General features: G+C 63.8%; 10 protein-coding genes, 2 tRNA genes and 1 pseudogene. 1 reads left to right on the forward strand and 12 read right to left on the reverse strand.

What is annotated here, in order from left to right; translation table 11 throughout:
- Window positions 1-82 precede the first annotated feature (82 nt).
- The 11 genes and pseudogenes from infB to LMJ29_RS03575 form a co-directional block, all read right to left on the reverse strand.
- The gene (gene infB, locus LMJ29_RS03525; protein ID WP_229604097.1) at window positions 83-2,629 is read right to left on the reverse strand and encodes a translation initiation factor IF-2; all 2,547 of its coding nucleotides are present in this window, start codon (window positions 2,627-2,629) and stop codon (window positions 83-85) included.
- A gap of 26 nt (window positions 2,630-2,655) precedes the next feature.
- A complete protein-coding gene (gene nusA, locus LMJ29_RS03530) occupies window positions 2,656-4,137 on the reverse strand; it encodes a transcription termination factor NusA (RefSeq protein WP_229604099.1) in 1,482 nt (493 codons plus the stop codon).
- Between the two features lie 48 nt (window positions 4,138-4,185).
- On the reverse strand, window positions 4,186-4,644 hold the full coding sequence (gene rimP, locus LMJ29_RS03535) for a ribosome maturation factor RimP (RefSeq protein ID WP_229604101.1): 459 nt from the start codon (window positions 4,642-4,644) through the stop codon (window positions 4,186-4,188).
- 130 nt (window positions 4,645-4,774) lie between these two features.
- Window positions 4,775-4,851 (reverse strand) — tRNA-Met (locus LMJ29_RS03540).
- An 89-nt stretch (window positions 4,852-4,940) separates the two neighbouring features.
- Window positions 4,941-5,026, reverse strand: a tRNA-Leu gene (locus LMJ29_RS03545).
- A 21-nt stretch (window positions 5,027-5,047) separates the two neighbouring features.
- Window positions 5,048-5,431, reverse strand: a complete 384-nt coding sequence (gene secG / locus LMJ29_RS03550) for a preprotein translocase subunit SecG (RefSeq protein WP_229604103.1) — start codon at window positions 5,429-5,431, stop codon at window positions 5,048-5,050.
- 3 nt (window positions 5,432-5,434) lie between these two features.
- Window positions 5,435-6,190 carry a triose-phosphate isomerase gene (tpiA, locus tag LMJ29_RS03555; protein WP_229604105.1) on the reverse strand — a complete coding sequence of 252 codons (756 nt, stop codon included), beginning with the start codon at window positions 6,188-6,190 and terminating at the stop codon, window positions 5,435-5,437.
- Window positions 6,191-6,254: 64 nt separating this feature from the next.
- Entirely contained in the window at window positions 6,255-7,592 is a 1,338-nt protein-coding gene (gene glmM, locus LMJ29_RS03560) for a phosphoglucosamine mutase (RefSeq protein ID WP_229604107.1), read from the reverse strand.
- 24 nt (window positions 7,593-7,616) lie between these two features.
- A complete protein-coding gene (gene folP / locus LMJ29_RS03565) occupies window positions 7,617-8,468 on the reverse strand; it encodes a dihydropteroate synthase (protein WP_229604109.1) in 852 nt (283 codons plus the stop codon).
- Window positions 8,469-8,475: 7 nt separating this feature from the next.
- A complete protein-coding gene (gene ftsH, locus LMJ29_RS03570; protein ID WP_229604111.1) occupies window positions 8,476-10,389 on the reverse strand; it encodes an ATP-dependent zinc metalloprotease FtsH in 1,914 nt (637 codons plus the stop codon).
- Window positions 10,390-10,544: 155 nt separating this feature from the next.
- Window positions 10,545-11,183, reverse strand: a pseudogene (locus LMJ29_RS03575) (SAM-dependent methyltransferase).
- A gap of 70 nt (window positions 11,184-11,253) precedes the next feature.
- Between LMJ29_RS03575 and LMJ29_RS03580 the strand changes: the two are divergent.
- Entirely contained in the window at window positions 11,254-11,565 is a 312-nt protein-coding gene (locus LMJ29_RS03580; RefSeq protein ID WP_229604113.1) for a YhbY family RNA-binding protein, read from the forward strand.
- A gap of 40 nt (window positions 11,566-11,605) precedes the next feature.
- On the opposite strand, the gene LMJ29_RS03585 is transcribed toward LMJ29_RS03580, so the two are convergent.
- Complete coding sequence (locus LMJ29_RS03585; RefSeq protein ID WP_229604371.1) at window positions 11,606-12,001, reverse strand: DUF4149 domain-containing protein; 396 nt, start codon at window positions 11,999-12,001, stop codon at window positions 11,606-11,608.
- Between the last annotated feature and the right edge of the window lie 19 nt (window positions 12,002-12,020).

The raw sequence follows: 12,020 nt of genomic DNA on the forward strand, positions 1-12,020 counted from the left end.
TAAAAACACTGAAGCCGAAACGCACAAGCCGGAAGCATCCCACAGGAGCTTCCGGCTTGACGCTTGCAGCACTCGCTGACGCTTAGAGGCTGCGCGCTACCTGGACCTTCTCGAAGACTTCGATCTTGTCGCCGACGCGAACGTCGTTGTAGCTCTTCACGCCGATACCGCACTCCATGCCGTTACGCACTTCGGAGACGTCGTCCTTGAAGCGGCGCAGAGATTCCAGCTCGCCTTCGAAGACCACCACGTCGTCGCGCAGCACGCGGATCGGACGGTTGCGATGGACGTGCCCCTCGATGACCATGCAGCCGGCGATGGCGCCGAACTTGGGCGAGCGGAACACGTCACGCACCTCGGCGATGCCGAGAATGTTCTCGCGCACGTCGCTGCCGAGCATGCCGGTGAGCGCCTTCTTGACGTCTTCGATGATGTCATAGATGACGTTGTAGTAGCGCAGGTCCAGACCTTCCTGCTCGACGATCTTGCGCGCACCGGCGTCGGCACGCACGTTGAAGCCGAAGATCACCGCGCTGGAGGCCAGCGCCAGGTTGGCGTCGCTCTCGGTGATACCACCGACACCGCCACCGACCACACGCACCTGGACTTCCTCGTTGCCCAGGCCTTCCAGCGAGCCCTGCAGGGCCTCCAGAGAACCGCGCACGTCGGTCTTGAGGACGACGTTGAGGGTCTTCTTCTCTTCCTGGCCCATGGTTTCGAAGATGTTTTCCAGCTTGCCGGCGTGGGCACGGGCCAGCTTGACCTCGCGGAACTTGCCCTGACGGAACAAGGCGACTTCGCGGGCCTTCTTCTCGTCGGCAACCACGGTCAGCTCGTCACCGGCATCCGGCGTGCCATCGAGACCGAGAATCTCCACCGGAATCGACGGACCGGCTTCCTTGATCGGCTTGCCGTTCTCGTCGAGCATGGCCCGCACTCGGCCATAGTTGACGCCGACCAGCACCATGTCGCCCTGACGCAAGGTACCGTCCTGCACCAGCACGGTGGCCACCGGGCCACGGCCCTTGTCCAGGCGCGACTCGACCACCACGCCACGGCCCGGGGCCGACGGGGTCGCGGTCAGCTCAAGCACCTCAGCCTGCAGCAGCACGGCTTCCAGCAGTTCGTCGATACCGGTACCGACCTTGGCCGATACGTGCACGAACGGGGCATCGCCACCCCACTCTTCCGGAATCACATCCAGCGCGGCCAGGCCGTTCTTGATGTTGTCCGGGTTGGCATCCGGCTTGTCGATCTTGTTCACCGCGACCACGATCGGCACGCCGGCCGCTTTCGCGTGCTGTACGGCTTCCTGGGTCTGCGGCATCACGCCGTCGTCGGCCGCCACCACCAGGATGACCACGTCGGTGGCCTGGGCACCGCGGGCACGCATCTGGGTGAACGCGGCGTGGCCGGGGGTGTCGAGGAAGGTGATCATGCCGCGATCGGTTTCCACGTGGTAGGCACCGATGTGCTGGGTGATGCCACCCGCCTCGCCGGTCGCCACCTTGGTGCGGCGGATGTAGTCGAGCAGCGAGGTCTTGCCGTGGTCGACGTGACCCATGACGGTGACCACCGGCGCGCGCGACTCGGCCTCACCCTCGAACTTGAGGGACTCGGCCAGCTGCTCTTCCAGGGCGTTCTCGCTGACCAGCTTGACCTTGTGGCCCATCTCTTCGGCCACCAGTTGGGCGGTCTCCTGATCGAGCACCTGGTTGATGGTCACCGGAGAGCCCATCTTGAACATGAACTTGACCACCTCGGCGCCCTTGACCGACATCTGCGCGGCCAGCTCGGACACGGTGATGGTCTCGCCAATGGTGACTTCGCGCACGATCGGCCCGGTCGGGCTCTGGAAGCCATGCTGGTTGCGCTTCTTCAGCTTGCCCTTGCCACCGCGACCACCGCGACGGCCAAAGCCTTCCTCTTCCTCGCCACCGCTGCGCGCTGCGCCGCGCGGCGCCGGAGCCTTTTCCTTCAGCGACGGGCGATGTTGAGCGTGCTTGCGGTCGCGGCGCTCGTCATCCTCGCTGCGCTTGGGCGCGGCGGCGCGGCGCGCCTCTTCCTTGGCGCGTTCGGCAGCAGCCGGCTTGGCCGCCTCGACCTGCGCGGCGGCAGCCGCTTCGGCAGCGGCCTGACGAGCGGCAACCGCCCGCAGGCGAGCCTCTTCGGCATCGTCGACGCGGCGCGACTCCGGGCGGGCCTGCGGCTGAGCCTGGACCTGGGCCTGGGCCTTCTGGCGGGCGCTCTCGGCAGCAGCAGCCGCTTCGGCCGCCGCGCGCTCCTCGGCGACACGCTTGTCTTCCTGCTCGCGCTTGGGCTCGACCGCCGCCTCGGCCGCTTCCGGCTTGACGAAGGTCTTCTTCTTGCGCACCTCGACACTGATGGTCTTGCTGCCAGCCACCCGCAGGGTGCTGGTGGTCTTGCGCTTCAGGGTGATCTTGCTGGGCTCTTCCAACTTTTCACCGTGGCTGCTCTTCAGGTGCGCGAGCAGTTTCTGTTTCTCTTCGTCGGTCACTACTTGCTCGGCGCGGCTGTGCGGCAGACCTGCCTCACGCATTTGCTGCAGCAGGCGCTCTACCGGTGTGTCGACCACCTGGGCCAGTTCTTTCACCGTGACTTGCGTCATGCACTTCTCTCCTCGGGCCGCGCCACTTACTCGAACCAATGGGCTCGGGCGGCCATGATCAGCTTGCCGGCACGCTCTTCAGTCATGCCGTCGATCTCGAGCAGGTCGTCAATCGACTGCTCTGCCAAGTCTTCGCGGGTCGGCACGCCACGCAGCGCCAGCTCCACGGCCAGCTCCTTGGTCATGCCTTCCAGTTCCAGCAGGTCATCCGCCGGATGAATATCCGCGAGCTTCTCTTCGGTGGCGATCGCATTGGTCAGCAGGCGATCCTTGGCACGGGAGCGCAGTTCGCTGACGATTTCTTCATCGAAGCCCTCGATGCTGAGCATCTCCTCCATGGGCACGTAGGCGATCTCTTCCAGGGTGGTGAAGCCTTCCTCGACCAGTACCTCGGCCAGCTCCTCGTCCACCCCCAGCTCGTCCACGAACAGGCGCACGATGTCGCCGGTCTCGGCCTGCTGCTTGGCCTGGATGTCGGCCTCGGTCATCACGTTCAGGGTCCAACCGGTGAGCTGGCTGGCCAGGCGCACGTTCTGCCCGCTGCGGCCGATCGCCTGGGCGAGGTTGTCCTCGGCCACGGCGATATCCATCGTGTGGGTATCTTCGTCGACGATGATCGCCGCCACCTCGGCCGGAGCCATGGCATTGATCACGAACTGCGCGGGATTGTCGTCCCACAGCACGATGTCGACGCGCTCGCCGCCCAGCTCGCCGGACACGGCCTGCACGCGCGAACCGCGCATGCCGATGCAGGCGCCCTGGGGGTCGATACGCTTGTCCTTGGAACGCACGGCGATCTTGGCGCGCGAGCCCGGGTCACGGGCGGCAGCCATGATTTCGATCAGCCCCTCGGCGATCTCCGGCACCTCGATGCGGAACAGCTCGACGATCATTTCCGGCGCGGTGCGCGACAGGATCAGCTGCGGACCGCGGTTCTCGCTGCGGATTTCCTTCAGCAGGGCGCGCACACGGGTGCCGACGCGGAAGGACTCGCGCGGAATGATGTGCTCGCGGGCCAGCAGCGCCTCGGCATTGTTGCCGAGGTCGACAATGACGCTGTCGCGCGAGGCCTTCTTGACGGTACCGGAGATGATCTCGCCGACCCGCTCGCGGTAGGCATCGACCACCTGGGCGCGCTCGGCTTCGCGCACCTTCTGCACGATGACCTGCTTGGCGGTCTGTGCGGCGATGCGGCCGAATTCGATGGACTCGATCTTTTCCTCGATCACATCGCCGATCTTGGCGCCTTCCTGCTTCTCCTGCGCCTCGGCCAGGGTCAGTTCGGCCGCCGGATTTTCCAGGGTGTCTTCGTCGACCACCGTCCAGCAGCGGAAGCTTTCATAATTGCCATTGTGACGGTTGATCGACACACGTACGTCGACCTCGTCCTCGTAACGCTTTTTGGTGGCAGTGGCCAGGGCCAGCTCCAGCGCTTCGAAAATCACGCTGGGCGGCACTCCTTTTTCATTGGAAACCGACTCTACTACCAGCAGTACTTCTTTGCTCATCGTACGCCTCGCCTTTCGCAATCCATTGGGATCCGCCGGATCCGCGCCTCAATCAAAACTGGGAATGATGTTGGCCTTGTCGATCGACTCGATCGGCAGCAGGTACTCGTGATTATCCACCTGGACCACCACGTCCTGCTCTTCCACGCCATGCAACACGCCTTGGAAATTGCGTCGCCCCTCATAGGGCGAGCGCAGCCTGATCTTCACCTGCGCGCCGACATGGGCAGCGAACTGCTCGAGGGTGAACAAGGGGCGATCCATTCCCGGTGAAGAAACCTCTAGGGTGTATTCGCCGCTGATCGGATCCTCGACGTCCAGCACGCCACTGATCTGGCGACTGACCTTCTCGCAGTCATCGATCAGGATGCCGTTCGCATGATCGATGTAGACCCGCAGCAGCGAATGCCGCCCCTGGGAAATGAATTCGACGCCCCAGCATTGGTAGCCGAGCGCCTCGACCACCGGGGCCAGCAAGGCCTGCAACTGTTCTAGCTTGCTCGACACCTGATCGCCTCCGCATGCTGTGCAAACAAAAAATGGGCGAAGCGCCCATCCCGTAGGTAACCACTCTTCAAGAGTGGTACAAACTGTCCAACTAGCAAAAAGCCCCTGAAAAGGGGCCTTTTGTCTTAACTGGTTGCGGGGGCAGGATTTGAACCTACGACCTTCGGGTTATGAGCCCGACGAGCTACCAGACTGCTCCACCCCGCGTCAAAGAAGACGAACTATACAGCAGACGACCCTATGGGTCAACCGAACTCCAGAAACAACAAGACCCGCAATTGCGGGTCTGTTGTGTTTGGTACCGAGGAGGGGACTCGAACCCCTACAGCCTATGGCCACTACCACCTCAAGGTAGCGTGTCTACCAATTCCACCACCTCGGCAAACTCTTTATCGCGAAGTACTTATTGCTGCGGCTTTTGCACTTCGCTCGCCGGAACATCAGAAGATGTCGGCTTTTGCTCTTCAAGCACCGGCACATCGTCTGCGGCGGGCTTGCTTGGAACTTCTAGTACTGCCGGATCCGGCAAACCAGCTTGATTAAGCATATCAGCTTTATCTTTGGCAAAAAAGGCCAAACCCAAACTAGTTGCAAAAAAAACGGCAGCAAGTATAGCAGTAAAACGACTCAGGAAAGTAGCAGAACCCTGACTACCAAACACGGTAGCCGAGGCGCCGGCACCAAAAGATGCACCAGCATCAGCACCTTTGCCCTGCTGGACCAGCACCAGACCCACCAGGCCCAGAGCAACCAGCAGATGAACCACGATCACCACTGTCTCGAGCATCTTTCAGCATCCCGCGGCGCGACAGATCGCACCGAATTCATCCGCATTGAGAGAGGCACCACCCACCAGCCCCCCATCGATATCCGGCATGCCAAACAACTCGGCCGCCCCGGCAGCCTTGACGCTGCCGCCATACAGAATCCTCACACCCGCGGCGACCGACGGATCAGCTGCCGCCAGCTGCGCACGAATGGCTGCGTGCACTTGCTGCGCCTGCTCAGGCGTAGCGGTCAACCCCGTACCGATGGCCCATACAGGCTCGTAAGCAACTACCGCGCGCGCAAATGCGCTCACACCTACAGCCTCGAGAACAACGCCAATCTGGCGCGACACCACCTCGAGGGTGCGATCGGCCTCGCGCTCCTCACGCGTCTCACCAACACAAAGCATCGGCACCAGACCGCAAGACTGCGCGGCAGCAAACTTACGCGCCACCACCGCATCCTCCTCACCCAGCAACAGCCGGCGCTCGGAGTGACCAACCAACACATAGCGACACCCGGCATCAGCCAACTGCACCGCCGCGATCTCGCCGGTCAGCGCGCCCTGCAGCGGCTCGACAGCACAATCCTGCGCGCCGACCACCACACCGCGGCCTTCCAGCCCGGCAACGGCCTGAGCCAGATACAGCGCGGGCGGCATCACCACCACATCGATTCCGGCTGGCAGGGCCTGCCTGCGCAACCCCTTGATCAGCTCTGCGACGCTGGCAAGCGTGCCATGCATCTTCCAGTTACCAGCGACCAGCGGGCGGCGCATGCGAACCTCGTCGTCCAAAGTGGGCGCAGATGTTACTTGAGCAACGAGAAACAAGCAAGCGAAATCAAGCACATACCTCTTTCACCAGGGCAGCCAGGTCCTCCGCATGGCGACGCACCAAGGCCTCCTCGTCACCTTCGACCATGACCCGCACCAGCGGCTCGGTACCCGATTTGCGCAGCAACACGCGCCCGCGCCCGGCCAGAGCCTCGGTTACCCGCGCGCAGGCCTGCTGCACCTGGGGATGGGAGACCGGATCGATATCGCCGCCGAAGCGTACGTTGATCAGTACCTGCGGACACTTGGTGAGCGCCGCCCGCGCCTCTACCAGTGTCTGCCCCCGGCGGCGCAGAGCCAGCAACACCTGCAGCGCTGCAATGATGGCGTCGCCCGTGGTGGTGTGTTGGGTACAGACGATGTGCCCGGAATTTTCCCCGCCGAGCGGCCATTCACGCTCCTGCATCTCGGCCATTACATAGCGGTCGCCGACCTTGGCCCGCGCGAATGGGATGCCACGCGCCTTGAGCGCCAGCTCGAGGCCGAGATTGCTCATCAGGGTGCCGACCACCCCACCATTCATCCGCTGACGCTCCTGCATGTCGGTGGCGACGATGTACAGCAGCTCGTCGCCATCCACCACATTGCCCGCCTGATCGACCATCAGCACCCGATCGCCATCGCCATCGAAAGCGATGCCCAGGTCGGCTCCCCGCTCGACCACCGCCTCTTGCAGCGCCCCCATATGGATGGAGCCGACACCCGCATTGATATTCAGGCCGTCTGGCTGCACGCCGATCACCGAAACATCGGCACCCAGCTCGCGGAACACGCTTGGCGCGACCTTGTAGGTGGCACCGTGGGCACAGTCGAGTACCAGCTTGAGGCCGGCGAAATCCGTGCTGGTCGGCACACTGCTCTTGCAGAACTCGATGTAGCGGCCGGCAGCATCGCTGATCCGCGAGGCCTTGCCCAACTGGGCGGACTCGACGACTCCCATCGGCGCATCGAGCAGTTCTTCGATCATCAGCTCGACCTCGTCCGGCAGCTTAGTGCCTTTGCCGGAGAAGAACTTGATACCGTTGTCATCATGGGGATTGTGCGAGGCACTGATCACGATGCCGGCGTCGGCATGGAAGGTGCGGGTGAGATAGGCGACCGCCGGGGTCGGCATCGGCCCGAGCAGCATCACGTCAGCACCGGCCGCGATCAACCCGGCTTGCAGCGCCGACTCGAACATATAGCCGGAAATGCGCGTGTCCTTGCCGATCAGCACCTTGCAGTGCCCCTGGCGGCGGAACGCCATGCCGGCGGCCCAACCCAGCTTGAGCATGAACTCCGGAGTAATAGGGAACTCGCCCACGCGGCCGCGAATACCGTCGGTCCCGAAATATTTTCTAGCCATCCTGTGTTCCTGCCTCTGCTCTTGTCAGTCCGACCATTCCACGGCAGCAATCATGCGGACCACATCCACGGTCTCCGCCACATCGTGCACCCGCACGATCTGGGCGCGCTTGGTCACGGCCAAGGCGGCCAGGGCGAGACTGCCGGATAGGCGCTCGCCCACCGGCCGGTCCAGCACCTTGCCGATCATGCTCTTGCGCGATACCCCGACCAACAGCGGCCGACCCAACTCATGCAGCCGCCCCAACTGCTGGAACAAGCGCAGATTATGCTCCAGGGTCTTGGCAAAGCCGAAGCCGGGATCCAGCACGATGCGTTCGGCGGGAATGCCGGCCGCCGCACAAGCGGCCATGCGCTCGACCAGGAAATCATGCACCTCGGCGTAGATATCCGGGTAGCGCGGATCGTCCTGCATGGTGCCCGGCTCGCCCCGCATGTGCATCAGACACACCGGCAGACCGCTGGCGGCAGCCGCTTCGAGCGCCCCGGGACGCTGCAGCGAACGCACGTCGTTGATCAGCCCGGCTCCAAGGCGCGCCGTCTCGGCCATCACGGCCGCAGTGGAAGTGTCGACCGAGACGATCACGTCCAGCTCGCGGGCGATCGCCTCGACCGCCGGGCAGACGCGCTCCAACTCCTCCTGCTCGGAAACCGGGGGAGCGCCTGGGCGGGTCGACTCGCCGCCGATGTCGATCAGCGTGGCGCCGGCACGGACCATCTCCTCCGCATGACGCAAGGCGGCCTCCAGCCGATCGAAGCGGCCGCCGTCGGAGAAGGAGTCGGGGGTAACGTTGAGAATGCCCATCACCTGTGGACGGGACAAATCAAGAAACCGGCTGCCACAGGGCAGCCGGTCGAGGAAGGGTCGCTTGCTCATCGGTAAATCAGTGCTCTCCAGCCGGCCCGCCGATCGGCTTGTCGGCGCGCGGGCCAATCTCGGTCTGCGGCCTGGCACTGCCAGAGGAGCCGCTGCCCGAGTCGTTCCAGCCCTTGGGCTGCCGAGGCTCGCGACCATCCATGATATCGGCGACCTGTTCGGCATCGATGGTCTCGTACTTCATAAGCGCCTCGGCCATGGCGTGCAGCTTGTCGAGGTTGTCGCGCAGCGCCTGCTCGGCCTGGGCGTAGTTGCCATCGATCACCGCACGCACCTCGTCATCGATCAGCCGCGCCGTTTCCGCAGAGACGCTGCTGCCGCGGCCTACCGAGCGACCGAGGAACACTTCCTCGTCGTCATCGGCGTAGGACAGGAAGCCGAGCTTGTCCGACATGCCCCACTGGGTGACCATGGTCCGCGCGATGCGGGTGGCCTGGCCGATGTCGCCGGTGGCGCCGTTGGTGACCTTCTCGTGACCGAAGATGATCTCCTCGGCGATCCGGCCGCCGAAGATCATCTTCAGCTTGTTGTGCAGCCAGATTCGGCTGTAGCCGTGGTGGTCGCGCTCCGGCAGGGAGATGGTTACCCCCAGCGCACGTCCGCGCGGAATGATGGTGACCTTGTGCACCGGATCGGACGGGAAAAGGCAGCCGAGAATGGCGTGACCCGACTCGTGGTAGGCGGTCATCAGCTTCTCGTCTTCGGTCATGACCATCGAGCGACGCTCGGCGCCCATCATGATCTTGTCCTTGGCCAGTTCGAACTCCTTCATTTCCACCAGGCGCTTGCCGTTGCGCGCGGCGAACAGCGAGGCCTCGTTGACCAGGTTGGCCAGGTCGGCGCCGGAGAAGCCGGGAGTACCGCGAGCGATCACCGCCGGCTCGACGTCGTCGCCCAGCGGCACCTTGCGCATGTGCACCTTGAGGATCTGCTCGCGACCGCGCACGTCCGGCAGGCCGACCACCACCTGGCGGTCGAAGCGGCCGGGACGCAGCAGCGCCGGGTCGAGCACATCGGGGCGGTTGGTGGCGGCGATGACGATGATGCCGTCGTTCATCTCGAAACCGTCCATCTCCACCAGCAGCTGGTTGAGGGTCTGCTCGCGCTCGTCATGACCACCGCCGAGGCCGGCACCGCGATGGCGACCGACGGCATCGATCTCGTCGATGAAGATGATGCAGGGTGCGTGCTTCTTGGCCTGCTCGAACATGTCGCGCACGCGCGAAGCGCCGACGCCGACGAACATTTCGACGAAGTCGGAGCCGGAAATGGTGAAGAACGGCACCTTGGCCTCGCCGGCTATCGCCTTGGCCAGCAGGGTCTTGCCGGTACCGGGCGGGCCGACCATCAGCACGCCGCGCGGGATGCGGCCGCCGAGGCGCTGGAACTTGCCCGGGTCGCGGAGGAATTCGACCAGTTCGCCGACTTCTTCCTTGGCCTCGTCACAGCCGGCGACGTCGGCCAGGGTGGTCTTCACCTGGTCTTCGGAGAGCAGGCGCGCCTTGGACTTGCCGAAGCTCATCGGGCCGCCGCGACCGCCGCCGCCGCCCTGCATCTGGCGCATGAAGAACATGAACACGGCGATGATCACCAGGATCGGGAAGCTGGCTACCAGCAGCTGGCTCCAGATGCTCTGCTGCTCGGGCTGCTTGCCCTCGATCACCACCTTGCTGTCGATCAGGTCGCCGATCAGGCCGTTGTCCTGAATCGCCGGACGGATGGTACGGAAAGGCTCGCCGTCGACACGACGGCCGGCAATGACGTAACCATCGACGGTCACGCGCTCGACCTTGCCGTCCTTGACCTCCTGGATGAACTCCGAATAGTTGAGCGTCTGCGGCTCGTTCGGCGTGGAGAAGTTGTTCATCACCGTCACCAGCACGGCTGCGATGATCAGCCACAAGATCAGGTTCTTTGCCATGTCGTTCAATTGCCTACCCTCTCTGACCGGCCCCGCCTGGAAACCGCTTCACATGACGGACGAATACGCACCATCATAACTTACTACAGCCGCCCGATTGCTGGCAGAGCGGGTTGTAACCTGGTTTGACCTCCACTGCATGCTTATGCTGCAGTCTAGGCACCGCGAAAGCTCCGGGCGAGCAGGTATTGCTTGCCCGAATGGTCGCGCGGCGAACTCGGCTTGCGCATCTCCATCTGGTCGAACAACTCGCGCGCCTGCCTGAGGTAAGCGTCGAAGCCCTCGTCCTGGACGATCTTGATCAGGAAATCGCTGCGCAGACGCTGCACCCGGACTGCCAGATCCCGCGCCAGCTAGCACAGGAACATGGCGCGCGGCTGATCGGCCGGCCGAGCGTAGTCCACTCATAATGGGGGCCATGTCGGAAATCACAAGGTCCGCCGGCTACTTGCCGATCGCCACGAGGATCTGCGCGTGCACCTCGCCGTCGGCAAATGCGTCCGGGATGAAGGTGACGTCGACGATGTTGCCCACAGGGAGAATGCCCGAGGCGATCAGCCGCCCCTTGTCGCCAAGCACCCGAAGGGCCACCTGGGTCCACCCACCCGACGCGGCGCCAAGGCCGACCACGGGCATGCCGGGGCGCATGAGGCAGTCCTTGCCTTGGATCTCCAGCAGCGTGCAGCTGGCGCGCGAGCGATAGCCTTTTTCTGCGCCATCCTCGGGCAGGGATTATCGAAACGCTCTTTTAGTCCACGCGAGCTGGTCCTGGAACGGGCTCCGGGGCACCTCATCTGGGCGGCATACCGACACTCGGGTAAACTAGCCGCCGCTTTTCACTGGATCGGACGCAAGGGTCAGATTATGCCGCTCACCAACGAGCAGAAGAAACAATACAAATCTATCGGCCACCACCTGAATCCGGTATTGATAGTCGCGGAGCAGGGTTTGACCGAAGGCGTGCAGGCCGAACTGGAGCGCGCACTGAACGATCACGAACTGATCAAGGTCAAGTTTGCCCTCGCCGAGCGCGACGACCGCCGCGCGCTGATCGACGAGCTGTGCCAGCAGGCACGCTGCGAACTGGTGCAGGTGATCGGCAAGATGGCGCTGGTCTACCGCAAGGCCGCCAAGCAGAACCGTCAGCTGTCCAATATCGTCCGCCACTCGTTCTGAGTGACGGCATGCGCGATGCCGCCAGGCATCGCGTGCCCTCTCACTGCTCGCCGGGCACCGGCTGCAGCACCAGCAACAGACCGCAGGTCGCCACCGCCAGGTAGCAGAACAGCTGCCAGCGCTCCCCCGTCAGTCCCACCCAAGGGCCGACGAAGAAAGCCGCCACCAGCAGCAGTACCGCCAGCAGCAGCTGCCCGCGGAAATCCGCCCAAAGCCCGCGCAAACCCTGCACCTGGGCCAGCACCAGCTTCTGCAGCAAGACGCAGAAGCCGGCGAAGCCGAGCAGCAGGGGAATCAGGACTGCGGAAATATCCTGCAGCAGAACCGGCGCCAAACCATACCTTTCCAGCGCCGGCAGCAGCACGAAGTAGAGCAGCCACAGTCCGCCGACCCAGAAGGTCTGTGCCAGACGCCAACTGATGGCGCCGGCACGCAGCGGCGGACGCGGCAGCGCA

Source organism: Pseudomonas oryzagri, from assembly GCF_020831405.1.
In the GTDB taxonomy this organism is placed as follows: Bacteria; Pseudomonadota; Gammaproteobacteria; order Pseudomonadales; family Pseudomonadaceae; genus Geopseudomonas; species Geopseudomonas oryzagri.

What these genes read in the sequence shown, in the direction of transcription:
- infB (WP_229604097.1), bottom strand. Translation starts at nt 2,629, where the DNA reads ATGACGCAAGTCACGGTGAAAGAACTGGCCCAGGTGGTCGACACACCG.
- nusA (WP_229604099.1), bottom strand. Translation starts at nt 4,137, where the DNA reads ATGAGCAAAGAAGTACTGCTGGTAGTAGAGTCGGTTTCCAATGAAAAA.
- secG (WP_229604103.1), bottom strand. Translation starts at nt 5,431, where the DNA reads ATGCTCGAGACAGTGGTGATCGTGGTTCATCTGCTGGTTGCTCTGGGC.
- tpiA (WP_229604105.1), bottom strand. Translation starts at nt 6,190, where the DNA reads ATGCGCCGCCCGCTGGTCGCTGGTAACTGGAAGATGCATGGCACGCTT.
- glmM (WP_229604107.1), bottom strand. Translation starts at nt 7,592, where the DNA reads ATGGCTAGAAAATATTTCGGGACCGACGGTATTCGCGGCCGCGTGGGC.
- folP (WP_229604109.1), bottom strand. Translation starts at nt 8,468, where the DNA reads ATGAGCAAGCGACCCTTCCTCGACCGGCTGCCCTGTGGCAGCCGGTTT.
- ftsH (WP_229604111.1), bottom strand. Translation starts at nt 10,389, where the DNA reads ATGGCAAAGAACCTGATCTTGTGGCTGATCATCGCAGCCGTGCTGGTG.
- LMJ29_RS03580 (WP_229604113.1), top strand. Translation starts at nt 11,254, where the DNA reads ATGCCGCTCACCAACGAGCAGAAGAAACAATACAAATCTATCGGCCAC.